Source organism: Kitasatospora sp. NPDC001527, from assembly GCF_040298605.1.
Classification (GTDB): domain Bacteria; phylum Actinomycetota; class Actinomycetes; order Streptomycetales; family Streptomycetaceae; genus Kitasatospora.
Genome location: NZ_JBEPAM010000054.1, coordinates 22,122 through 45,106 on the forward strand (window position 1 = coordinate 22,122; position 22,985 = coordinate 45,106).

Annotated in this window: 24 protein-coding genes; 10 read left to right on the top strand and 14 right to left on the bottom strand. The window is 74.6% G+C overall.

Translation table 11 applies throughout. From position 1 onward, the window contains the following. Nucleotide 1 precedes the first annotated feature (1 nt). The 3 genes from ABT238_RS32855 to ABT238_RS32865 all read right to left on the bottom strand — a co-directional run bounded on the left by ABT238_RS32855 (nt 2) and on the right by ABT238_RS32865 (nt 1,597). Nucleotides 2-316, bottom strand: a complete 315-nt coding sequence (locus ABT238_RS32855; protein WP_350802356.1) for a PIN domain-containing protein — start codon at nt 314-316, stop codon at nt 2-4. After that, nucleotides 313-504 carry a hypothetical protein gene (locus ABT238_RS32860; RefSeq protein WP_350570446.1) on the bottom strand — a complete coding sequence of 64 codons (192 nt, stop codon included), beginning with the start codon at nt 502-504 and terminating at the stop codon, nt 313-315. Before ABT238_RS32860 ends, ABT238_RS32855 begins: the two co-directional genes overlap by 4 nt. 70 nt (nt 505-574) lie before the next feature. Further along, nucleotides 575-1,597 carry a DNA-3-methyladenine glycosylase family protein gene (locus ABT238_RS32865; RefSeq protein ID WP_502884371.1) on the bottom strand — a complete coding sequence of 341 codons (1,023 nt, stop codon included), beginning with the start codon at nt 1,595-1,597 and terminating at the stop codon, nt 575-577. Nucleotides 1,598-1,651: 54 nt separating this feature from the next. Here ABT238_RS32865 and ABT238_RS32870 point away from each other — a divergent pair, with 54 nt between their 5' ends. Then, entirely contained in the window at nt 1,652-2,095 is a 444-nt protein-coding gene (locus ABT238_RS32870) for an SgcJ/EcaC family oxidoreductase (protein WP_350570448.1), read from the top strand. Between the two features lie 34 nt (nt 2,096-2,129). On the opposite strand, the gene ABT238_RS32875 is transcribed toward ABT238_RS32870, so the two are convergent. Next, on the bottom strand, nt 2,130-3,380 hold the full coding sequence (locus ABT238_RS32875; RefSeq protein WP_350570449.1) for an N-acetylmuramoyl-L-alanine amidase: 1,251 nt from the start codon (nt 3,378-3,380) through the stop codon (nt 2,130-2,132). A 104-nt stretch (nt 3,381-3,484) separates the two neighbouring features. Between ABT238_RS32875 and ABT238_RS32880 the strand changes: the two genes are divergently transcribed. The 3 genes from ABT238_RS32880 to ABT238_RS32890 all read left to right on the top strand — a co-directional run bounded on the left by ABT238_RS32880 (nt 3,485) and on the right by ABT238_RS32890 (nt 7,517). Then, nucleotides 3,485-4,276: a TIGR03089 family protein gene (locus ABT238_RS32880; RefSeq protein ID WP_350570451.1), complete on the top strand. Its 792-nt coding sequence runs from the start codon at nt 3,485-3,487 to the stop codon at nt 4,274-4,276. 36 nt (nt 4,277-4,312) lie between these two features. Beyond that, nucleotides 4,313-5,587: an LCP family protein gene (locus ABT238_RS32885; protein WP_350570452.1), complete on the top strand. Its 1,275-nt coding sequence runs from the start codon at nt 4,313-4,315 to the stop codon at nt 5,585-5,587. 235 nt (nt 5,588-5,822) lie between these two features. Continuing rightward, nucleotides 5,823-7,517 (top strand): LCP family protein, encoded by a 1,695-nt coding sequence (locus ABT238_RS32890; RefSeq protein WP_350802368.1) that lies wholly within the window; start codon nt 5,823-5,825, stop codon nt 7,515-7,517. Between the two features lie 23 nt (nt 7,518-7,540). On the opposite strand, the gene ABT238_RS32895 is transcribed toward ABT238_RS32890, so the two are convergent. Beyond that, complete coding sequence (locus ABT238_RS32895) at nt 7,541-8,179, bottom strand: acyltransferase (RefSeq protein WP_350570455.1); 639 nt, start codon at nt 8,177-8,179, stop codon at nt 7,541-7,543. A gap of 129 nt (nt 8,180-8,308) precedes the next feature. Then, on the bottom strand, nt 8,309-9,349 hold the full coding sequence (locus ABT238_RS32900) for a glycosyltransferase family 2 protein (protein WP_350570457.1): 1,041 nt from the start codon (nt 9,347-9,349) through the stop codon (nt 8,309-8,311). 220 nt (nt 9,350-9,569) lie between these two features. Between ABT238_RS32900 and ABT238_RS32905 the strand changes: the two genes are divergently transcribed. Continuing rightward, a complete protein-coding gene (locus tag ABT238_RS32905) occupies nt 9,570-11,240 on the top strand; it encodes an LCP family protein (protein ID WP_350802383.1) in 1,671 nt (556 codons plus the stop codon). A 141-nt stretch (nt 11,241-11,381) separates the two neighbouring features. On the opposite strand, the gene ABT238_RS32910 is transcribed toward ABT238_RS32905, so the two are convergent. The 4 genes from ABT238_RS32910 to ABT238_RS32925 form a co-directional block, all read right to left on the bottom strand. Next, nucleotides 11,382-13,943, bottom strand: a complete 2,562-nt coding sequence (locus ABT238_RS32910; RefSeq protein WP_350802392.1) for an ABC transporter permease — start codon at nt 13,941-13,943, stop codon at nt 11,382-11,384. A 22-nt stretch (nt 13,944-13,965) separates the two neighbouring features. Then, nucleotides 13,966-14,754: an ABC transporter ATP-binding protein gene (locus ABT238_RS32915; RefSeq protein ID WP_502884372.1), complete on the bottom strand. Its 789-nt coding sequence runs from the start codon at nt 14,752-14,754 to the stop codon at nt 13,966-13,968. A 379-nt stretch (nt 14,755-15,133) separates the two neighbouring features. Beyond that, nucleotides 15,134-15,688 (bottom strand): NADPH-dependent FMN reductase, encoded by a 555-nt coding sequence (gene ssuE, locus ABT238_RS32920; RefSeq protein WP_350570461.1) that lies wholly within the window; start codon nt 15,686-15,688, stop codon nt 15,134-15,136. A gap of 180 nt (nt 15,689-15,868) precedes the next feature. Continuing rightward, complete coding sequence (locus ABT238_RS32925) at nt 15,869-15,955, bottom strand: putative leader peptide (RefSeq protein ID WP_350554585.1); 87 nt, start codon at nt 15,953-15,955, stop codon at nt 15,869-15,871. A gap of 224 nt (nt 15,956-16,179) precedes the next feature. On the opposite strand from ABT238_RS32925, the gene ABT238_RS32930 reads away from it, so the two are divergent. Then, nucleotides 16,180-17,565 carry an LCP family protein gene (locus ABT238_RS32930; RefSeq protein WP_350570463.1) on the top strand — a complete coding sequence of 462 codons (1,386 nt, stop codon included), beginning with the start codon at nt 16,180-16,182 and terminating at the stop codon, nt 17,563-17,565. Nucleotides 17,566-17,650: 85 nt separating this feature from the next. After that, nucleotides 17,651-18,157 carry an LbetaH domain-containing protein gene (locus tag ABT238_RS32935; protein WP_350570465.1) on the top strand — a complete coding sequence of 169 codons (507 nt, stop codon included), beginning with the start codon at nt 17,651-17,653 and terminating at the stop codon, nt 18,155-18,157. A 169-nt stretch (nt 18,158-18,326) separates the two neighbouring features. Here the strand turns inward: ABT238_RS32935 and ABT238_RS32940 are convergent, their stop codons facing one another. Then, a complete protein-coding gene (locus tag ABT238_RS32940; RefSeq protein WP_350570466.1) occupies nt 18,327-18,962 on the bottom strand; it encodes a hypothetical protein in 636 nt (211 codons plus the stop codon). A gap of 246 nt (nt 18,963-19,208) precedes the next feature. Between ABT238_RS32940 and ABT238_RS32945 the strand changes: the two genes are divergently transcribed. Further along, on the top strand, nt 19,209-19,742 hold the full coding sequence (locus ABT238_RS32945; RefSeq protein WP_350802411.1) for an NUDIX hydrolase: 534 nt from the start codon (nt 19,209-19,211) through the stop codon (nt 19,740-19,742). Nucleotides 19,743-19,932: 190 nt separating this feature from the next. On the opposite strand, the gene ABT238_RS32950 is transcribed toward ABT238_RS32945, so the two are convergent. Beyond that, nucleotides 19,933-20,769: an arylamine N-acetyltransferase family protein gene (locus ABT238_RS32950; RefSeq protein WP_350570468.1), complete on the bottom strand. Its 837-nt coding sequence runs from the start codon at nt 20,767-20,769 to the stop codon at nt 19,933-19,935. Between the two features lie 91 nt (nt 20,770-20,860). Next, nucleotides 20,861-21,196, bottom strand: a complete 336-nt coding sequence (locus ABT238_RS32955; RefSeq protein WP_350570470.1) for a hypothetical protein — start codon at nt 21,194-21,196, stop codon at nt 20,861-20,863. A 128-nt stretch (nt 21,197-21,324) separates the two neighbouring features. Here ABT238_RS32955 and ABT238_RS32960 point away from each other — a divergent pair, with 128 nt between their 5' ends. Then, nucleotides 21,325-21,909: an RNA polymerase sigma factor gene (locus tag ABT238_RS32960; protein WP_350570472.1), complete on the top strand. Its 585-nt coding sequence runs from the start codon at nt 21,325-21,327 to the stop codon at nt 21,907-21,909. Between the two features lie 144 nt (nt 21,910-22,053). Further along, nucleotides 22,054-22,263 (top strand): hypothetical protein, encoded by a 210-nt coding sequence (locus ABT238_RS32965; protein ID WP_350570474.1) that lies wholly within the window; start codon nt 22,054-22,056, stop codon nt 22,261-22,263. Nucleotides 22,264-22,393: 130 nt separating this feature from the next. On the opposite strand, the gene ABT238_RS32970 is transcribed toward ABT238_RS32965, so the two are convergent. Then, on the bottom strand, nt 22,394-22,933 hold the full coding sequence (locus ABT238_RS32970) for a hypothetical protein (protein WP_350570475.1): 540 nt from the start codon (nt 22,931-22,933) through the stop codon (nt 22,394-22,396). Nucleotides 22,934-22,985: the final 52 nt, after the last annotated feature.

Genomic DNA, 22,985 nt, shown 5'->3' on the forward strand with positions numbered 1-22,985 from the left:
ATCAGCCGTCGAGGCCGTCCGGCAGCGGCCGGAAGGCATCGCGGTCGGTGAGCGGCCGGATCGCCCGGAAGTGCCTCCGGTCGACGGTCAGCACGGCATCGGTGCGGAACTCGGCGGCGAGCGCGACGTTGATCGCGTCCGTCGGACCGATCCCCAGGTCCGGGTAGCGACGCATGACGATCCGCGCGGCCCCGAGGTGCGAGCCGACCTCGGGGACCTCGGACCGGCCGATCGCGCAGGCGCCGTGGCCGGGCTCGTCCCGTGCGTAGGCGGCGAGCAGGGCGCCGGCGTCGCCCACGACCGCGACCGGCGTCACCGGCCGAACCCTTCCGTGTGCGGGCCGAGATCGGCCAGGATGCGCCCGCCCCCGCCGCCGAAGCTCGGCATGTCGTCGGTGGTGGCCACGTGGCGGCCGTCCTCGGTGACGGTGACGGTCTCGCCGCGCTCGACGGCTCCAATCTCCTTGGCCGTCTGCTGGTTCGGTTCCCGCGTGGTTGCTTCCATGCGACCAGCCTCCGCCGAGTACTGCACCGTGGTACTCCCTCTTGGCGGAGGGTTCACCCGACCGTGGGGCTTAGCGGTGGCGGTGGTCGTTGGGGGTGAGGCGGGGGCCGAAGCGGGGGGCGTGGGTGCCGGTGGCGAGGATGAGGCGGCACAGGCGGTGGCGGTGGGGGCGGTAGGGCTCCAGGAGGGCCAGCATCTCGGCGTCGTCGCTGCGGACGCGGCCGGCCAGCGCCCAGCCGACGGTGTTGGGCAGGTGGAAGTCGCCGACCGAGACGGCGTCGGCGTCGCCGTTGCTGCGCTGGAGGGTCTCGGCGGCCGTCCAGACGCCGATGCCCGGGACGGCGGTGAGGCGGGCGAAGGACGCCTCGTGGTCCATCGCGGAGGCCTCCTCCAGGCGGGGTGCCAGCCGGACGGCGCGCTGCACCGTCGCCGAGCGCTTCGGGTCCACGCCCGCGCGGTGCCACTCCCAGCTCGGCACCAGGGACCACTCGCGGGCCGAGGGCGCCGCCCGCAGGCCCTCGACCGGACCGGGCGCCGGGGTGCCGAAGGCGCGCAGCAGGACGCGCCAGGCGCGGTGGGCCTCGCCGATGGTGACCTTCTGCTCCAGGATCGCCGGTACCAGGGACTCCATGACCAGGCCGGTGCTGGCCAGCCGCACGTCGGCCACCCGGCGCTGGGCCTCGCGCAGCGGGCCGGGCGGCAGGACCAGGGCGGCCGGGTCGTCCCCGGCGCCGAGCAGCTCGGGCAGCCGGTCGAGCAGCCACTGGGCGCCCGGGCCCCAGGCATCCGCCTCGACGACACCCTCGGCGGGGCGGGTGAGCACCCGTAGCGTGCCGACGCCCGCCGGGGTGCGGGAGGCGCGCCAGACGGCGCCGTCGGCGGTGGTCCGGTACGCCGGGTCCCCCGGTCCGTGGCGCAGCGGGAGCAGGGTGCGGGCGACGTCCAGCGGGAAGCCGGGCCGCCAGTGGCGCACGGCCGCGGGACCGGTCGAGCCGCCGGAAGCGGTGGCCCTGGGGGCGGGCAGGCCCGTGTACGCGCCCCTGCGCGTGCTCCCGCTCACCGCCGTGCACCTCCTGCGCTGTCCGCCGACCATGGGGATATGAACGATACGCGGGTGGCGGGGTTGTCCCCAGGTGACGAGAGTGCCGTGCGCGCCCTCTACCACCGGGTGCTGGAGGGCTGGAACCTGCGGGACGGCTCGGCCTTCGCCGGGCCGTTCGCGCCGGACGGCGAGGTGATCGGCTTCGACGGGACCAGGCACAGCGGCCGCTCGGTGATGGCCGCCGAGGTCGGGCGGATCTTCACCGACCACGCGACGCCCGAGTACGTCGCCAAGGTGCGGCGGGTGCGGGCGATCGGCCCCGGGGTGGCGCAGCTGGACGCGGTCGCCGGTCTGGTGCCGGACGACGCGCAGGACCTGGACCCGGCGCTGAACGCGGTGCAGACGGTGATCGCGGTCGACGCGGGCGCGGGCTGGCGGATCGCGCTGCTGCAGACCACCCCGGCCCGGTACGACCTGCGGCCCGACCTCGCCCGCGCGCTGACGGCCGAGCTCCGGGAGCTGATCGCACGCGGGCCGGGGCCGGGGTGACCACGGGAGCGGAGTGGCCGCGGGACCGGAGCGACTACGGGACGGCGGTCTCGGCGCGGCCCTGGAGGCGGGCCGCCTCGGTGCGGATCCCGGGCAGCATCGGGTAGAGCGCGGCGCCCGGACACTCGGTGTTGAAGGCGTCGCGGTGGCCGGAGACGGCGTCGAAGGAGACGGTGGTGCCCGCCGGGTAGAGGCTGCTGCTGGAGCCGGAGACCAGTTGCACGCTGCCCGAGGCGTCCCGGCCGGTGAGGCCGAGCTTCCAGGCGGCGACCCTGGTGACGCCGGTCAGCAGCTCCGGCGGGGGCACGTCCTCGACGAAGGTGCCGATCGCCGCGACGCCCGCCGAGTCGGTGTTGAAGCCGAGCGTGTGCGCGCCGTGCACCGGCAGGTCGGTGCCGCCGGCCCGGCCCTCGTAGACGGTGCCGCAGCGGTCGACCAGGAAGTTGTAGCCGATGTCCCGCCAGCCGTTGCTCTGCACGTGGTACTGGTAGATCGCCCGGATCAGCCGGGGCGCGTCGGAGCACGCGTACCCGGTGGCGGTGGCGGTGTGGTGGACGAAGACCGCGCGGACCTGGCCGGTGTAGGCGAAGCCGGACTCCCGGATGGACTCGTCGGCGCCCCAGCCGGCCCGGGTGACGATCTCGGGGCGCGGGGCCTGGTGGCCCGTGCGGCGGCCGCCGCCCGCCGGTTCGGCGGGCCTGGTCCGGGGGGCGGAGGACTCGGCGCCGCGGCCCGGGTCGACCAGCTCGACCCGCAGACCGGGCGGCGGACCGGCCGGGCCGGCGGTCACCTCGACGGCGACGCCGTCGCTCGGGCCGGTCCACAGCGGGGCGGTGCCGCTCCGCCGGGGCCCGCCGGTACCCCCGGCCCGGGTGCCGGCGCCGTCCGGGGTGTCGCGGGTGTCCGGGCCGTCCTCGGCGTCGGCGTCCAGCCGCTGCCAGTCGCGCCAGGCCCCGGTGGCCGCGTCCCGGGTGCGGACCCGGACGGTGCCTTCGGCGAGGGCGTGCGCCGGGCCGTCCCAGGTGACCCCGAGCAGTTCGAACCGCCCGGTGGTGCGCGGCGCGAGTGCGCGCCCGGCGGCCGGCCGGGCGGTCAACGGGAGCGAGGTGACGGAGCCGCCGCCAGCCGAGGTCCGCGGCCCGGTCCGCGGCGGGGCGGCGGCGGGTAAGGAGCCGGACTCGGCGGCGGCCGGGCCCGCCGGCAGAACGGAGGCGCACACCGCGAGCAGGACGGCGGGCACGACGACGGCGGGACGGCCTCTGCGGGCCGGGCGGAAATTGCGCATAAACCGGATGTTCACGGGATTTCGGCCCGCGCGCCACGCCACCCGGCGCTGCTTCCACCACCCCTCCCGGACGTCCACCCGAAGGCCGTAGGCTGGGGCGCACCATGACTGCGCCTTTCGCTGCCGATGCCCGCACCCCCGTCGAGCTGCTGCACGCTTTCCTGCGAGGTGGCACTCCCTCAGTCGACCCCGCGGCCCCCCTGGTCACCTTCTACGACGACGCCAGCGGCGAACGCGTCGAGCTCTCCGCCCGGACCTTCGACAACTGGGTGGCCAAGACCGCCAACCTGCTCCAGGACGAGCTCAACGCCGGGCCGGGCGACCGCGCCGCGCTGCTCCTCCCGGCCCACTGGCAGAGCGCCGTCTGGCTGCTCGCCTGCTGGTCGGTCGGGGTGACGGCGGTCCCGGGCGGCGACCCGGCCGCCGCCGACCTGGTGGTCAGCGGCCCGGACGGCCTGGAGGCCGCCCAGGCCTGCGAGGGCGAGCGGGTGGCGCTCGCGCTGCGGCCGCTCGGCGGCCGGTTCCCGCAGCGGCCGGACGGCTTCCTGGACTACGCGGCCGAGGTGCCCGGCCAGGGCGACCGGTTCGCCCCCTACTCCCCCGTCACCCCGGACGCCCCGGCGCTGGAGACCTCCGTCGACGGCCTGCCGCTGAAGCTGACCGGGGAACAGACCGTCCGGCTGGCCCGCGAGGGCGCCGCCCGGCTCGGGGTCGGGCCGGGTGACCGGGTGCTCTCCACCCTCTCCTACGACGACTGGGCGGGCCTGGAGGCCGGACTGCTGGCGCCGCTGTCGGCGGGCGCGTCGGTGGTGCTCTGCCGCAACTCCGACGGCCTGGACGCCGACCAGTGGGAGAAGCGCGTGGAGTCCGAACGGGTGACACTGCGCCTCGGGTAATCCCCGGCCCCGGCCCGGCGGGTAGGGATCCCTGCCATGGCCGAGGACGACACCGAGCACCCCCCGACCGAACGCCCCCCGACCGAGGAGACCGGCGCCGCGGAGCCGGAAGCCGATCCCGAGGCTTCCGGCGACCGCCGTCGCCGCCGCCGGCGGTGGCTGGTCGTCACCGCGTGCGCCCTCGCGTTCCTGCTGGTCGCCTGCGGCACGGTGCTCTGGATCGCCTACCGCAAGCTCGACGGCAACATCCGCACCGACTCCACCACCGACCAGCTGCTGGCCCGGCTGGAGGCCGAGCGCCCCGCCCGGACCGCCGGGGCCCGCGGCGCGGAGAACCTGCTGCTGATCGGCAGCGACGACCGGACCGGCGCCAACGCCTCCTACGGCTCGGCGGGCGGCCAGCGTTCGGACACCACGATCCTGCTCCACCTGGCGGCCGACCGGCGGCACGCGACCGCCGTCTCCATCCCGCGCGACGTCATGGTGACCGTCCCCGCCTGCGAGAAGCCGGACGGCAACCGCAGCCGGCCCGCGCTGATGCAGTTCAACACGGCCTTCGAGACCGGCGGCCCGGCCTGCTCGATCCGGACCGTCGAGCAGCTCAGCGGCATCCGGATCGACCACTACGTGATCGTCGACTTCACCGGGTTCAAGCGGATGGTGGACGCCGTCGACGGGGTCGAGGTGTGCGTCCCGCAGCCGATCCACGACAAGGACGCCAAGCTGGACCTGCCGGCCGGGCGGCAGACCCTGCGCGGCGAGCAGGCGCTCGGCTACGTCCGCGCCCGGGAGACCCTGGGCGACGGCAGCGACACCCAGCGGATGGGGCGTCAGCAGCAGTTCCTCGCGGCGCTGATCCGCAAGGTGCAGTCGCAGGACGTGCTGCTCAACCCGACCAAGCTGTGGCCGGTGCTGGACGCGGCCACCTCGTCGGTGCGGGCCGACGGCGGGCTGTCCTCGCTGGGCGCGCTGTACGACCTGACGCAGGACCTGCGCGGGATCCCGTCCTCGGACGTGACCTTCCTGACCGCGCCGCGGCAGCCGTACCGGTTCGACTCGGACCGGGACGAGTTCGTGCAGCCGCAGACCACCCAGCTCTTCGCGGCGCTGCGGGACGACCGGCCGGTGGAGGTGCGGCCGCCGGGGTCGGGGCCGTCGCCGACGGCCCGGGCGGTGCCCACGGCCGGCCGGGCGGCGTCGCCCTCACCCGACCGGACGGCGTCGCCGTCGGCCGAGCCGTCACCGAGCGTGAGCACCCCGCCGTCCTTCGAGGGGCGGACGGCCGACGTGGACGCGTGCGCGGTGCGCTGACCCGGAGCACTCCTGATCAACCGTTGATCGGATCACCGTTCCGTACACGGATCATGATCCTTAAAGGATCTCCCCGGAAATTCCCAGCACCGGATTCACCTGCGGAAATGCCGTCAAGCACCATGGCGGAGATCACACCAGGAACAATTCCCCCACCCGGCTCGTCTAGGGTGTCCGAGTCGGTCGCGCAATTCGCGCACCGGCCCGGGAACCGGTCGGAGGGAGGGGAACACCCGTGCAGCAGGACACCCACGGCGCCACGCCGGACGCCGGCCGGCCCCCGTCCGACCCGACCCGGGGCATCCCCGTCCAGCGCCGGCGGCACGCGGGCGAGCCCGAGTTCGCGCCCGAGTTCGTGCCCGATGCCGCGTCCGGTGTCGCGCCCGAGCCGGAGCCCGGGTCCGTACCCGAACTGCCGGCCGTCGGCGGCCGGGCCGCCCACCGCCGGGCGCGCACCGCGCGGCGCAACCGCCGCCGGCGGCTGCTGAAGTGGACCGCCGGCCTGGGCGCGTTCGTCCTGGTGGCCGGCTGCGGCGGCGCGTACTACGCCTACCAGCACTTCAACAACAACATCACCGCCGTCAAGGTGCAGCTGGGCAACGAGGCGGAGCGGCCCCAGGCGGCCGGCGACGCCATGAACATCCTGGTGATCGGCACCGACAGCCGGGAGGGCCTGGGCCGCGAATACGGCGACGAGGGCAGCGCCGGGCACGCCGACACCACGCTGCTCTTCCACGTCGCCAAGGACCGCAGCAACGCGACGGTGCTCAGCATCCCGCGCGACCTCATGGTGCCCGTCCCGGACTGCTCGACGCCGGACGGGAAGACCATTCCCGGTTCGGCGCGCACGATGTTCAACAACAGCCTCGGCCAGGAGGGCCGCGACCCGGGCTGCACCTGGAAGACCGTCGAGAAGCTGACCGGGATCCGGGTCGACCACTTCGTGATGGCCGACTTCGAGGCCGTGAAGACGCTCTCCAGCGCCGTCGGCGGCGTCGAGGTGTGCGTGGCCAAGGACATCAACGACCCGGACTCGCACCTGAAGATGAGCAAGGGCCGGCACGTCGTCCAGGGCGACGAGGCGCTCGCCTTCGTACGCACCCGGCACGCCGTCGGGCAGGGCGGCGACCTCACCCGGATCCCGCTGCAGCAGCAGTTCATCAGCTCGATGATCCGCTCCGTCAAGAGCAACGGCACCCTGACCGACCCGGCCAAGCTGTGGAAGCTCGCGGACGCCTCCACCAAGGCGCTCACCGTCGACTCCGGGATCGGCAGCGTCGACAAGCTGACGAGCCTCGCGCTGGACGTCAGCAAGGTCGACACCAAGAACATCACCTTCGCCACCGTGCCGGTGCTGGACGACCCGGTGGACGAGAACCGGCTGGTGCTCAAGCAGCCGGACGCCGGGCAGTTGTTCTCGATGGTCGGGAACGACCGGTCGCTGACCGGGACCCCGACGGCTCCGGCGGCCAGCGGGACGGCGGCCCCGGCCTCTCCGTCGGCCACGACGACCCCGACGGCTCCGGCTTCGTCGGCCGCTCCGGCGGTGGACGCGAAGGAGTTGCGGGTGACGGTGCGCAACGGCAGCGGGACGCCCGGGCAGGCCCAGCAGACCGTCGACCGGCTCCAGGCGAAGGGCTACGCCCGGGCCGCCACCTCCGCCAACGCGCCGGTCACGGCCGCCACCACGGTCTCCCACCCGGCCGGGAAGGCCACCGAGGCGGCGGCACTGGCCGCCGCGCTGGGCCTGCCCGCCGACGCGGTCAAGGCGGACCCGAAGCTGGGCGCCAAGGACGGGCTGGTGCTGGTGCTCGGCAAGGACGCTCCGGCCGCCGCGGCGGCCGCGGCGAGCCCGAGCGCGCCGCCGACCGAGGCGCCCAAGGACCTCCAGCGGGTCCAGGCCGACGACACCGACGTCTGCGCGAAGTAGCGCCCCGGGCCGCTCGGTGCGCCTCAGGCGTCCTCCGCGGTGACCCGGGCGAGCAGGCCGTCGGCCTCCCGGTACTCCTCGCCGGTGCGCGGGCAGCGCCAGCGGTCCCCGCCGGCCGCCTCCAGCGGCTCGCCGGCCCGGCCGACCCACTTGATCCGGCGGGCCGGGACGCCGGCCACCAGGGCGAAGTCCGGGACGTCCCGGTGGACCACCGCGCCGGCCGCGACCAGCGCCCAGCGGCCCACCGTCACCCCGGCGACCAGGACGGCGCGGCCGCCGATCGAACACCCCTGGCGCAGCGTCACCCCCCGGGCGTGCCAGTCGTCGCCGCGCTTGAGCCGGCCGTCGACGTCCACCGAGCGCGGGTAGAGGTCGTTGGTGAGCACCGCGGCCGGGCCGACGAAGACGCCGTCCTCCAGCACCGCGGGCTCGTAGACCAGCGCGTGGTTCTGCAGCTTGACCCGGTCGCCGATGCGCACACCGGGGCCGACGTAGGCGCCGCGGCCGATGATGCAGTCCGCGCCGACCACCGCGTCCTCGCGGACCTGGGCGAGGTGCCAGACGGTCGTCCCGGGGCCGAGCACCGCGCGCCCGTCCACGTCGGCGGTCGGCTCGACCCGGGCCCCGGCAGCGGCGGCGGACCCGCCCTCAACTGTCCCCATGGCGCCCGACGATAGCGTCGGGCGCGGGAACGGGAGGGCGGGTCCGCGGGATTGGCCGGTCTGCGCGGTCTGCGCGGTCTGCGCGGGCGGCCGGCCGGCGTGGTCGGGGCCCGGGGAGGGCGCCGGACGTCAGCCGCGTTCGGCCACCACGTCGGTGGCGGAGGGGGCACGGCTGCCGATCACCTTGCGGGCCAGCGAGCGCGGGGAGGTGACGAAGCCGAAGCCCCAGCTGAGGTGCATGGTCGCGAAGGCCACCGGGAGCAGCAGCCGCGCCTTGAGCGACAGGCCGCGGCCCTCGGCCAGCGCACCGCCGAGGACGCCCAGCAGGTAGGCACCGGGGGCGGCCAGGAAGGCCGGGTGGACGGCGACGCCGAGCACCAGCCCGAGCGTGACGCCCAGGAAGGCGGCCGGGGGCGCGAGGTAGCGCAGGTTGACCGAGCCCTTGTGGTACCGGGTGACCACCCGGCGCCAGCGGCCGTAGTCCTTGTACTGCTTGGCGAGCGCCTTGATGCTGGGCCGGGGGCGGTAGGTGACGCGCAGCTGCGGGGTGAACCAGACCAGGCCGCCGTCCTGGCGGATGCGGTAGTTGAGCTCCCAGTCCTGGGCGCGGACGAACTCCTCGTTGTAGCCGCCGAGGCGTTCCAGCACCTCGCGCCGGAACACCCCGAGGTAGACCGTGTCCGCAGGGCCGGCAAGGCCGCCGGTGTGGAAGGCGGCGTTGCCGACGCCTATCTTGGAGGTCATCGCGACGGCGACCGCGTTCTCCCACTCGGTCTCGCCCTCGGCGTGCATGATTCCGCCGACGTTGGCCGCCTCCATCTCGCCGAGCAGCCGGACGGCCGTGGTGATGTAGCCCGGGGTCAACAGACCGTGGCCGTCCACGCGTACCACTATCGGGTGGCGGGAGCCGCGGATCGCGGCGTTCAGTCCGGCGGGGGTGCGCCCGGTGGGGTTCTCCACGGTCCGGACCCGCGGGTCCTCGGCGACGAGTTCGGCGGCGATCTGCGCGGTGCGGTCGGTGGAAGGACCGAGGGCGATCACCACCTCCATCGGCCCGGCGTAGTCCTGTTCCAGGATGTGCCGGACTGCCGTGCGCAGGTGTCGTTCCTCGTTGAGCACCGGCATGATCACGGAGACCGCCGGCAGCTCCTCAGCAGCCTTGGTGTTCATCGGGGCCAACCGTACCGGTGCGGGCGGGGCGCCGTCTTGTCCCGGTCTGGGCCGCTGTGCCCGGCCCGGGAGCGGACGCACGCGGGGGGACGTCGACGAGACGTTCCGCCGTCGCCGGAGAGCGCAAGGAGGAACGTTTCACCGATCGGGGCCCACCGTACCCCCCGACCCCGGCGCGCCCTCACCCGGCCCGGCCGAGGGCGCCCCTACCATCCGAGAGATGCCCGTCTCCCCCCTCTCCGCCCTGCCCGGAGGCCCGGCCGGCGCCTCGCCCGGACGGTCCGGATCCTCTCCCGGACGACGGCGCCGATGGCCCCGCCGACTGGCCGCGGGCATCGCCCTCGGCATCCTCGCCACCTCCTGCGGCGGCTGGGCGGTGCTGCACGGCCTCGGTTCGATCGACCGGGTCGAGGCCTTCGGCGGGGACGGGGCCCGGCCGGCCGACGACGGCTCCACCACCTTCCTGGTGGTCGGCACCGACGAGCGCGAGGGCATCCCGGAGAAGACGCTGAAGACCGTGCTGCACGCCGGGGGCGAGTCCTGCCGCTGCACCGACACGATGATGATCGTCCAGCTCGCCGGGAACGGCTCCCGGGCCAGTGTGATCAGCATTCCGCGTGACTCCTATGTCGACATCCCGGCCCACCGGGATCCGGCGACCCGCAAGGAGGTCCCGGCCGGCAAGGGGAAGATCAACGCCGCGTACGGGCTGGGCGGGCCGCAGCTGGCGGTCGCCACCGTGGAGCAGAACACCGGGCTGCGGATCGACCACTACCTGCAGGTGAACTTCGCCGGGTTCGTGGCCGCCGTGGACGCCGTCGGCGGGGTCCGGGTCTGCACGGCCAAGCCGCTCAAGGACGAGTACTCGGGTCTGGACCTGCCGGCCGGCACCAGCACCCTGGACGGCGCGGGGGCGCTCAAGTACGTGCGCGCCCGGCACGTCGACGGCAGCTCCGACCTCGGGCGGATGCACCGGCAGCAGAAGTTCGTCGCCCAGCTGCTGCACGAGGTGACCAGCAGCGGCACCCTGCTCAACCCGGTCCGGCTGGCCCGGGTGACGGACAGCCTGCTCGGCTCGGTCAAGGCCGACAAGGGGCTCGCGGCCGACGACCTGATCACCCTGGCGACCAGGATGAAGGACCTGACGGCCGGGCGGGCCGACTTCGTGACCGTGCCGCTCGCCTCGGTGGACCATCCGGTCGCCGGGTGGGGGTCGACGGTGCTGTGGGACGAGGAGGGGGCGCGGCAGCTCTTCGAGGCCGTCCGGGAGGAGCGGCCGCTGACGGGCGGGGCGGTCGGGGCAGGCGGAACGGGCGGGACGGGCGGGGCAGGCGGAACGGGCGGGACGGGCGGGACGGGCGGGGGCCCGGACCCCGAGGCGACGGCTGAGGGTCCGGCGGCTTCGGCCCGGGCGACGGCGGCCGTCGTCGCGCCGGAGCAGGTGCACGTCCAGGTGTTCAACGCGACGGGCGTGGCCGGGCTGGGTGCCCGGGTCGACGGCGAGCTGCGGCGGGCCGGGTTCGCCACCACCGGGGCGCCGTCCAACGCCCCGGCCGGCACCGCGGCCGGGCGGACGGTGATCCGGTACGACCCGCGCTGGGCGGATGCGGCGCGGACGCTGGCGGGCGCGGTGCCGGAGGCCGAGCTGACGCCGGTGCCGGGGCTCGGGGTGATCCTCCAGCTGTACGCGGGCACGGACTACCCGGAGGCCTCGCCGACGGCGGCTCCGACGGCGGGCCAGCCCGCGGCGGGGCCGTCCGCCGGGCCCTCGGCCCTCGCCGCCCCGCCGTCCTCGGGGCCGGGTGCGGCGCCGGGTGCGGCGTCCGCCGGCCCGGCGGGGGCGGAGGAGGCGGAGGGCGCCGAACGGGCGAGCGACATCATCTGCCCGTGAGCCGGCCCGGCGCGCACCGAACGGCGAGGGGCAGGGCGCCCACGGCGCCCTGCCCCTTCCCCCTATTCCCTTGGTCCCTCGGCCCCCGCCCCTGGTCCCCCGGTGCGACCCCCGATCCCCCGATCCGGGGGTCGCACCCGCTCAGTCCGTCGCGATCGCCGCGAGGACGTTCATCCGTCCGGCCCGGAAGGCCGGGATGAGGGCGGCCAGCAGTCCGATGACCACCGAGGCCGCCAGCGTGAAGACGATCGTGGTGACCGGGACGGCGAGCGCCTCCAGGCCCTGCGTCCGCAGCACCCGCTGCCCGGTGATGCCCCAGGCCAGGCCGAGCGCGGTGCCGAGGATCGCGCCGAACAGGGCGATCACCATCGACTCCAGGCGGATCATCCGGCGCAGCTGGCGGCGGGAGAGCCCGATCGCCCGCAGCAGGCCGATCTCGCGGGTCCGCTCGACCACCGAGAGCGCCAGGGTGTTGACCACGCCGAGCACCGCGACCACGATCGCCAGGCCGAGCAGGCCGTAGATCATGTAGAGCAGCGTGTTGACCTGCTCCTGGACGAGGTCCTTGTACCCGGCCTGGTCGCGGACCGAGGCCTGCGGGTACTCCTTGAGCGCGTCCTCCAGCGCGGTGAGCGTCCGGGCGACGTCCGCTCCCGCCGCCGCCTTGCCGAAGAGCACGGCGTCCACCGGCTGGGCCGCGGCCGGCACCGCCTTGCCGACGGTGTCGAGCGAGGCGAAGGTGTTGCCGTCGAAGAGCGAGTTGCCCTTGGTCATGATGACGCCGACCGGCAGCGACTGGGCGCGCCCCTGGCCGTAGTCGATCTTGACGGCGTCGCCGACCTTCAGGCCGTGGTCCTTGGCGTAGTCCTCGCCGACCGCGAGCGAGCCCTGCTTGAGGGAGTCGGCGCTGCCGGCCTTGACCGGCAGCCGGAAGTCGTCGGTGAACTGCGCGGAGACGGCGGAGACGGTCGAGTCCGAGGTCTTGCCGTCCGGCGTCGTGAAGCGCGCGCGCAGGGACTTCTGCTCGGTGACGTGGTCCACGCCCGAGGTCTTCCGCACCGCGTCGACGATCTCCGGGGAGACGCCGTTCTGGCCGGCCGAGATGATGTAGTCGGCACCGACGGAGCGGTCGATCTGCTGGTTGGTGGACTTGATCACCGTGGAGGTGAAGACCGAGGCGCCGACCACCAGCGCCAGTCCGATCATCAGGGCGGCGGCCGTGGCACCGGTGCGACGCGGGTTGCGCATCGCGTTGCGCTGGGCGAGCCTGCCGGACGGGCCGAACAGGGTGGGCAGCAGGGCGCCGAGCACCCGCACCACGGTGGTGGCCAGCAGCGGGCCGAGGACCACGAAACCGACCAGGGTGAGCAGCACGCCCAGCCCGATGTACTGGCCGCCGGTGGCCGTCTTCTCCGCCCTGGCGGCCAGCACCAGCAGACCGCCGCCGCCGGCCGTCAGCACCAGGCCGATGACCGCCCGGACGGTGTTGGAGCGGGGCTCGGCCGGGGTGCCGTGGTCGCGCAGCGCGGCGATCGGCGCGATCCGGCTGGCCCGGCGGGCCGGGATCCAGGCCGCGAGCACGGTGATCACGATGCCCACCGCGTATCCGGCGACGAACACGTCGGCGCCGATGGCGAGGTCCCCGGCGTCGAGGTGCATGCCGACCGCGTTCATCAGCTGGATCAGCCCGACCGCCAGGCCCAGGCCGGCACCGATGCCGAGGGTCGAACCGGTCACGCCGAGGAGCAGCGCCTCCACCAGCACCGAGCGGTTGACCTGCTTGCGGCTGCCGCCGACGGCGCGCAGCAGGCCGATCTCCCGGGTGCGCTGGGCGACCAGCATCGAGAAGGTGTTGATGATCAGGAAGCCGCCGACCAGCAGCGAGACGCCGGCGAAGCCGAGCATCGCGTACTTCATGAAGTCGAGGAAGGACCCGACGCTCTTCTGCCCGTCCGCCTTCTGCTCGGCGGCGGTCTTCGCCTGGTAGCCCGCGCCGAGCCCGCCCAGCGCGTCGGACTTGAGCTGCTCGTCGGTGCGGCTGCCGTCACCGAACACCTCGACCGAGGTGAAGGCGCTCTGCCCGAGCAGGACGTTCTGCGCGGTGGGGGTGTCCAGGAAGGCCAGCGCGGCGCCCGGGTTGGTGGTCTTGAACGAGGCGATGCCGACGATGGTGAAGTCGTGCTTGTCGGTGGTGATCACCCGCAGCCTGCCGCCCAGGCCGAGCTTGGCCTTCTTGGCGGTGTCCGCGTCGACGACGACCTGGTCGCCACCCTGCGGCAGGTGGCCGGAGGTGATCTCGACCGCGTTGCGCGGGGTGTCCGCCCAGTTGCCGACGATGGTCGGGGCGCCGCTGGTCGGGCCGACCTGCTTGTTGGTGGCCGGGTCGACCAGGGTGGCGTTCTCCACCGCGACCTGACCGATCGCCGTCTTCACCCCGGGGACCGCGGCGACCTTGCGGACGGTCTCGACGGATATCGCGCGCGCCTTCTCCCGGGCGTCCTCCTCGCCGAACTCCGGCTTGGCGGGCCCGACCGAGAGGTCGGAGGCGGTCGACGCGAAGAGCTTGTCGAAGGTGCTGGTCGCGGTGTTGGAGAACACCAGCGTGCCGGACACGAACGCGACCGAGAGCACGACCGCGATCAGCGAGAGCAGCATTCTCCCCTTGTGGGCGAAGAAGCTCCGCAGTGACGTCTTGAGCAGCATGATCCTGTCCGTCCCTGCCCGCTCAGCTGGTGCGCTTGCCGTCGAAACGGCGCATGCGCTCGAGGACGGAGTCGGCCGTCGGGGCGTGCATCTCGTCGACGATCACCCCGTCGGCGAGGAACAGCACGCGGTCCGCGTAGCCGGCGGCGACCGGGTCGTGGGTGACCATCACGATGGTCTGGCCCAGCTCGTCGACGCTGCGGCGCAGGAAGGAGAGCACCTCGGCGCCGGAGCGGGAGTCGAGGTTGCCGGTGGGCTCGTCGCCGAAGATGATCTCCGGGCGGGCGGCGAGCGCCCGGGCCACCGCGACCCGCTGCTGCTGGCCACCGGAGAGCTGCGTCGGGCGGTGCTTGAGCCGGCCCGAGAGGCCGACCGTCTCCACCACCCGGTCCAGCCAGGCCTGGTCCGGCTTGCGGCCGGCGATGTCCATCGGGAGCGTGATGTTCTCCAGCGCGTTCAGCGTCGGCAGGAGGTTGAACGCCTGGAAGATGAAGCCGATCTTGTCCCGGCGCAGCCTGGTGAGCTGCTTGTCCTTCAGACCGGTGATCTCCGTGTCGCCGATCCAGATCCGCCCGTCGGTCACCGTGTCCAGACCGGCCAGGCAGTGCATCAGGGTCGACTTGCCGGAGCCCGAGGGGCCCATGATCGCGGTGAAGCGGCCCCGGTGGATGTCGACGTCGACCGCGTCGAGGGCGGTGACCCTGGTCTCGCCCGAGCCGTAGGACTTGGTCACCTGACGAGCCGAGGCGGCGACGGCGGTGGCACCGCCGGGAAGCTGGGGGTCGTACACGGCTGCTGCTGCCGTCGTCACTGTCGTCTCCTAAGAAGTGGGCCCACCCGTTGCCCCCCAGCCTCGTCCGTACCACCCGCCCGGCGACATCGCGCAGGGGAGAGTCTTCGACCGGGAGCCAGCCCCACCCTCCCGGTGTACCGGGGACCCGGACCCGACCGCATCGGGTCCGCCTCGGACGGGCGGGGATGTGCACCACGTTAGGAGCCGGCACCCCTCCCCCTCGTCATCCGACGGTAGGAAGCGGCCCAACCGGAGTTGTACGGGGTCGCGCACCCCTCCCCCTAGGGGTCGGCCCGGGCCCGGTCAGGGTCCGCCCGCGTGAAGGCCCCGCCCGGCGGTTCGCCGGACGGGGCCTGGGGCCGTGCGGAGGTCCGGCGCGCGGGGCGCCGGAGGGGTGTCAGGACGCGAGGGCAGGGGTGGCCCGGCGCTCCAGCGCGGCCGCGAACGCGTCCACGACCGGCCGCAGCAGCACGTCGGTCTCGCGCTCGATGACGGTGGCGCCGTCGTCCCGGACGCTGATGTGACGGTCCAGCACGAACCAGCCCTGGGTGATGTGGTCGGCCCCCATCGAGCTGAGCACCGGCCGCAGCGCGTAGTCCACCGCCAGCACGTGCGCGGTGGAGCCGCCGGTGGCGAGCGGCAGGACCGCCTTGTCGCGCAGCGCGTACTGCGGCAGCACGTCCAGCAGCGCCTTGAGCAGGCCGGAGTACGCGGCCTTGTAGACCGGGGTGCCGATCACCACGCCGTCCGCCTCGGCGAACAGCTCCAGGGCGGCGGCCAGTTCGGGGTGCGAGAGGTCGGCGGAGAGCAGCGCGTGCGCGGGCAGGCTGCGCACCTCGAAGGGGACGACGCGGTGGCCGCGCTCCTCCAGCCGCGCGTCGACCAGACGCAGCAGACGGGTGGTGCGGGAGGTCGGGGACGGGGAGCCGGAGACGGACAGGACGGTGGCCATGGGTTCACCTCGGGGAGGAAGCGGGGCGGCGCTTCGGCAGCACGGGGCACTCACCGGGCGCGGGGCGCACCGATCGGACGGACGGGGACCGGCCGGGCGGCGGGCAGCGGTGGGCGCGCTGCGCGGGCAGCGTCGAGAAGGTGGGAGAAGAGGACGGTGGTGGGGTTCGACGGGTGCGCGTCAGCCACAACAGAGCGAACAGGACACACGCAGCAGGTCGACGTGCCGCCGACGCGTGAGAGTCCATCGCTGATCCATGGCAGTCATGCAAACACGCAGCGTTCCGGGCGGTCAAGGATCGTCCCGCCAGACGAACACCTGGTGAGACGGATGATGAGACGGAGGCGCGCGGGGCCCGGTCCGGAGCGGGGCGCACGCCCGTCGGCACCTTGCCGCGGAACGATCCGGTGCGTGCATCAAAACTGCTACAAGGGCCCTGGTGGGGGCCCCGGGGGGAGTCACGGCGCCCGGCGTCGGGCATTCTCTCCCACATGAACACGTGGCAGGAGGGCCGCCCGGGCGGCGGCGGGAACCCGTACGGCGGCGGCAACGGTGGCGGTGGCGGCGCGTACGGGCAGGGCGGCGGCGCCGAGCCGCCGCTGCCCGCCTCGCTGAACCCGCGCGGGGCGGGCGCCCCGGCGCCCCGGCAGCCCCAGCCACAGGGACACCCGCAGGGGCAGCCCCCGCGGCAGCCGCACGGACAGCCGCCGCAGCAGGCGCGGCAGCCGCAGGCGCCCGGGTACGGGCCGGCGCAGGGGTACGGCCCCGGCGCCGGGCCGGGCCGGCCCGATGCGCGGCCCGGGGTGCCGGCGCAGGGCGCGCCGGGTGCGCCCGGCGGGCCGATACCCCCCGGCGGGCCGCAGTCGCCCGCCGCCCGTCCCTCGCGCTGGCCCCGGCGCCGGATCGTCAAGTGGTCGGTCTTCGGCGTGCTGATCGCCCTGATGGTCACCGCCGTCTCCACCTGGTTCTGGGCGGACTCCAAGCTCAACCACGAGAACGTGCTCGTCGACTACCCGGGCCGTCCGGCCGCGGGCAAGGGCACCAACTGGCTGATCGTCGGCTCCGACAGCCGCAACGGCCTGTCCGACTCCCAGGAGGAGGACCTGCACACCGGCCACGCGGGCGGCAAGCGCAGCGACTCGATGATGATCCTGCACGTCGGGGACAACGGGAACACCCTGATGAGCATCCCGCGCGACTCCTGGGTGCCGATCCCCGAGCACACCGGTGAGAACGGCAAGCCCGTCAAGGCGACCACCTCGAAGATCAATTCGGCGTTCGCGGCGGGCGGCGGCAAGCTCCTCGCGCAGACCGTCGAGATGAACACCGGCATCCGCCTCGACCACTACGCCGAGATCGGCTTCGCCGGCTTCGTGGGCATCGTCGACTCGGTCGGCGGCGTGGACATGTGCATCGAGCAGGACGTCAAGGACAAGGACTCCGGGCTCGACCTCAAGGCCGGCTGCCAGAACCTCGACGGCACCCAGGCGCTCGCCTTCGTCCGCCAGCGCCACCAGATGGCCGACCAGGACCTCGGCCGGATGCGCAACCAGCAGAAGTTCCTCGGCGCGCTGGCCAAGCAGGCGGCCTCGCCGGCCACCGTGCTCAACCCGTTCACGTTCTACCCGCTGGTCTCCTCCGGCCTCGGCACCCTGATCGTCGACGACGACGCCGGGCTGACCGACCTGGGCTCGCTGTTCCTCGCCATGAAGGACGTCAACGGCGGCGGCGGCAAGAGCATCACGGTGCCGATAGCCAACCCGGACTTCAAGACCAACACCGGCGAGTCGGCGGTGAAGTGGGACACCGCGAAGGCCAAGCAGGTCTTCGACGCCTTCAAGAACGACACCCCCGTGCCGGACGTGAAGCAGCCATGAAGCGGCGGCGGCCGCGGACGCCACGGACGTCCCGACCGCCCCGGGCGTGCGTGACTCACCGTAACCTCGCCGACACAATGGGTGGATGTCACTCGTCACCGCGCTGATCTACCGCCGCCGTCACCGCCTCCTGGGCCGCCTGGTCCAGGAGGCGCTCGCGTTCTACGGGATGGAGGTGCCGGCCGCCGCCGAGATCGGGCCGGGCCTCGTCGTCTTCCACCGGGGCTTCGGCACCGTGCTGCACCCGTACACCACGCTCGGCACCGGGGTGACGCTGTACAACGGCGTGACCGTCGGCCGGGCCGACCCGTGGGTGCCGCAGGAGGAGAGCGCGATGCGGCGGGTGGTGGTGGAGGACGGCGCGGTGCTGTGCGCGGGGGCCAAGGTGATCTGCAAGGAGGGCGTACTGACCGTCGGCGCCGGCACCGTCGTGGGCGCCAACGCCGTGCTGACCCGCTCGACCGGGCGGGGCGAGGTCTGGGCCGGCGCCCCCGCCCGCAGGGTGGGCCTGCGGGCGGGGTGGCCGGCGGACGAGGCGGTGGCGGCGTCCGGCCTGCCGGAGGCGGCGCTCGGGGCCGGGGCGCTCGGCTGAGCCGTCAGGCGTCGGCGGGCCGGGGGCGGAGGACCGCGCCGCCGAAGGGCACGCCGGCCTCGCGGATGAGGCCACCGCCGTCCGGCTCGTGGCCGCTGCCGTCCGGTTCCTGGCCGCTCACGCCGGACCGGTCGGCCGGGCGGCCGTCACGGGCGGATGCCGCGCCGCCTCAGCGGACGGCCACGCCCGGGAGGTGGCCGGTGGCGCACTCGGCGTACCGGTGGACGGGCTCGCCCCGCCAGCCGGCGCCCTCCCCCGGCACGCCCTCCCGCTCGCCCGCGAAGCCGTGGTGGATCACCTGGCCGCCGCGCCCGCCCGTCCAGCCGGCGCGCGTCAGGTGGACGACCAGGGTGGCCGGGTGCTGCGGCAGGGGCCGCTCCAGGACGAGTTCGCGCAGGCCCTCGCCCGGCGGGAAGGTGACCACCGCCTCGCTGGTCCGCAGCCGCGCCCGGCGCGGCTCCGTCTCCACCGCCCAGTACGCGGTCACCGTGACCTCCAGCCGCCCGCCCAGGCCGCCCTCGTCCGGCTGGACGTACTCCTCGTCGGGGACCCAGCGCGCGTGGTTGCGGATGTCGTCCGGGCCGAACCACTCGGCCCAGGTGACCCAGTAGCCCGCGACGCGCTTGATCGTCATGGCCTCGCGGACGATCCGGACCGGGATGCGGGTCAGGCTGGCGGGCTCGCTCAGCAGCAGCACGCGGCCGTCCGTGTCGACCCGGAGGTCGTCCTGCGGCTCGAAGGAGAGGACGGTCACCTGCTCGAAGGTCACCTCGCCGTCGTCCTTGCGCCGACTCTTCTGCCCCATGCGTGAACCACCTTGCCGGAAAGCGGAGTTGAACGGCTCACGGCTGCCCCCGGTGGCGGGCCGGCCGCGCCTCGCGCAGCATATGGTGCCCGTTCGGTCGCGGCGCGTGATTCCGGCGAATCCCCCCGGAGCGGACGGCGCGCGGCTATCCTGCGCCTGCACACCACGCAGTGCGCGCCCCCGGGAACGCTCGCGCGCCGCCGCGCGCCACGCCTCCGCGCGCCCCCATGGAAGGAGCCCGCCCCGATGGGCGACGCACACTGGCGGGAGCTCCACCGGGAGCCGATCCACAGCGCGTACGGACGCGGCGCCGACCGGGTGACCTTCGCGATGCCCGACGGCCGCGAGGAGGTCTACCACCTCGCCGACGAGTACGCGGCCGCGGCCGTCGTCGCCCTGACGACCGATCAGCGCATCGTGCTGACCCGGCAGTTCCGGCCGGGCCCGCGGACGGTGCTGTACGAACTGCCGGGCGGCGTGGTCGACCCGGGCGAGTCGCCGCAGGACGCCGCCGCCCGCGAACTCGCCGAGGAGACCGGCTACCGGGGTGACGTCCGGCTCGTCACCGCCACCTGGCACGACGCCTACTCCAACGGCGTGCGCTACGCCTGCGTCGCCACCGGCTGCACCCCCACCGCCCGGCTCGCGCACGAGCGCAACGAGTTCATCGAGGTGGTGCTGATGGAGCTGGAGGAGTTCCGCTCCACCGTGCTGCGCCGCGGCCGGCTCACCGACGTGGGCCCGGCCTACCTGGGCCTCGACCACCTCGGCCTGCTGTAGCGCCGCCGCGGACCCGTCGCCGCGGCGGGGCGGTCCGGCCGACACCGGGGACGGGGCGGACTTCCTCGCCTCCGCCCGACGGCTCCGGGCGCCGGGGTCGACCTGTCGGCGGTGCGGCTGGACCGGTTCTGCGCCCGGCCGGCCGGGCGATCACCGGGGCGGGTGATCGCCGCGACGGCCCGACGCTTGCTCAGGGGGCGGTGGGGAGGCGGTCCAGGGTGAAGCCGAAGTGGGTGCGGTAGGCGGCGAGGGCGGCGTCGGGGGCGAGCAGGTCCTCGGTGCGGGTGCCGTCGGGGGCGGTGCGCAGCAGGCGGGTACCGCCGGTGGCACGGGTGCTGGTGAGGGTGATCCGGCCGCCGTCCGGGGTGGGGCGGGAGCAGGTGGTCCCGCGGGTGAAGTGCGAGTCGGGGGACGTGGTCTGCCACCAGCAGGTCGGCACGAAGTCGGCCAGCCGGCGCGGGCGCCGCTCCAGCCGGTACTGCGGCTCGCCGTCGAGGACGACGTCGAGGTCGAGGTCGTCGGCCGCGCCGCCGTCCCCGCTCGGGCGGACGGTCAGCCGGCCTGCCGGGTCGTGCTGCTCGCCGCGCTCGTCGAGGAGCAGCGGCCGGCGGGCGAACCGCCCGAAGCCCACGTCGGCCAGCCAGGCGACGCCGTCCGCCTCCACCCGCAGCGCGAGGTGGTCGAACGGCGGCCCGGGCCGCGGGCCGTCGAAGACGCGGGCGGCGAGCAGGTCGACCCGGTAGCCGAGCGCGCGCAGCAGCGCGGCGAAGGCCCCGTTGAGTTCGTAGCAGAACCCGCCGCGCCGCCGGGCGACGATCTTCTCCAGCAGCGCGGCCGGTTCCAGGACGACGGGCTCGCCGAGGTGGATGCTCAGGTTCTCGAACGGCACGGCGTCCAGGTGCGCCTCCTGCAGCCGCGCCAGTTCGGCGGCCCCGGCCCGCCCTGGCCGCTCGGCCCCGATCCGGTCGAGGTACGCCGCCACCTGGGCGGCGGTGAGGCCTTCGGGGTCGTTCGCGAGTTCGTCCATGCCGCCATCCAAGCGGATGGAGCCGCTCCGGCCATCCGTCCCCGGGCCCGGAGCCCTCGGCCCCAGGGCCCAGGGCCGTCGGTCGCCGGGCCTACGGCTTGGCGGCGCCCCAGGCGAGGGCCAGGACGAACCACAGGGCGGCGAGGTAGCGGCGCCGGCGGCGCGGGCCTGCGGCCAGCCGCCGCGACAGCTCCGCGCGCCACCGCGGCATCAGGCGGAGCCGGGCGGGCTCCGTCAGCTGCGGGCCGACCAGCAGGGTGAGCAGGGCGCCCGGTACGCGCAGCAGGGCGCCGCGGAGCACGGCGGTGGTGACGTCGAGGACGACGGCGGCCAGCAACGCGGCCGGCAGCGCGGTGCGCCAGCCCGTCAGGTCCTCGCCGAGGAGGACGGCGTGCGGCACGGTGAGCAGGACGATGGAGTGCTTCATGCCTCCTCGACGGGGCCGGGGTGCTCGCCCTGCCACCACTGCTCGTGCAAGGAAAGGGAGTTGCGCGTCGTCGGAGGAGTGAGGGATGGCGACGGACCACCCCCGCGAAGTCCAACGGAAGGACGCCCATGGCGAAGTCGGAAGGGGCGGGCGCCCATGGCCCGTCCCCGTCGGCGCCGATGAGCGAGGCGCAGCTCGAGGAGCTCGTCCGTGACCTCCTGCCGCGCCTGGTGACCAGTCTCCGCGAGATGACGCACGACGAGCAGACGGCCGAGAGCATCGCGGCCAAGGCCTGCATGGTCGTGATCAACGAGGTCCGCAAGGGGACGGTGTTCCACCGGCCGGTGATCGCCTACGCCACCACCGTGGCGCGCCGGATGGCCATCGACCACTGGAGGTCGGCTCCCGTCCGCCGGGAGGAGCCGGTGGCGGAGATCCCCGAGGGGAGCCGGCCCGCGACAGCCGGGGACCCCGGCGACAACCAGCCGGGCGCCCGGCTGGAGTTCGAGGAGCTGCTGCGGATCGTCCACAAGGCGATCGGCGACCAGCGGCAGGCGCGGATCTGGGAGCTCCACCACATCTGGCTCTGGAAGGGGGCGGAGATCGCCGAGACCCTGGGGATCTCCGCGTCCACCGTCTCCCGCGAGCTGAAGCGGGCGAACGAGCGGGCGCGGACGGCGCCGATCCCGCTGCCGCGCCGGGAAGCCGACTGACTGGGTCCGCGTCTAGGGTTCGCGGGCCGGCCGCCCGGTCGGTCCGCGGGCCCGGGTCGGGGCGCCAGAGAGGAGCCTCGAGGGCCAGTGGTCGTCGTATCAGCCCACGACCGACCACCGGCCCCGTCACGGGAAGGAAAACGTATGCAGGAGTTCATGCGGCCGACACGGGGGACGCTGCCGCAGAACCAGCAGGGGGCCGGGGGGGCCGACGTGTTCGAGAGCTGGGACGTGCTGTACGCCGAGCTGTCCGCGGGGGCCGACGCCCTCGGCGACGCCGTCGGGGAGCAGGCGGGGGATCTCTCGATGTGGGACGTTCCGTGGTCCGCCACGGAGACGGGGGGAACGCTGTGACGTATGTGCGTGTGCCGGCCGGATGGCGGCTCTCCGCGAGGCGACCGGCCGCCCCGGCTCCGCTGCGGCTGTAGCCGAGGGTTCCGCCCGGCGGGCCTGCTGCCGGAGTCGGGCAGCAGGCCCGCCGCTTTCAGGCGCGGGAAGCGGCGGCGAACTCGCGGAGGTAAGCGCCCGCGTAGGCGGCCGCCTCCTCGCGGCTCGTGCACGGGGTGGCGTCGGGGGCGGGGGTGCCGCAGGAGCCGTCGGCGGCCCGGGCGGTCCAGGTCCAGTGGCCGGTGACCCGGTCCCGGGTCAGTTCGGCCTCGCCGCCGAACAGTTCGAGGGTGACCGGGTCCGCCGCGGCGGCCGCGGGGCGGGGGACGGCGTCCGGCCACTTCTTGCGGGCACCCTGGCGGGTGATGCCCCAGGCGGCGCCCAGCTGCTCGTAGCTCGCGCCGTACGCGCCGGCGGTGCCGGCCGCGATCTCCGTCAGCCGCTTGACCTCGGCGTCCACCGTCTTCCAGGCGGCGAGCACGGTGAGCGCCACCTCGGCCGGGTCGGCGTCCCACATGCGGTGCTCGGGTTGCCCGGATGCCCGGGCGCGGAGCGCCGAGGCGAGCGGGTTCAGGGCGTCGAGGAGGGCGACGGCGAGGGCGGACTGCTCTTCGGGGGTGATCTCGGGAGTCGGCATGCGACAACTATAGTTACCAATCACGAGATTGGTAACTATAGTTGTCGTATCG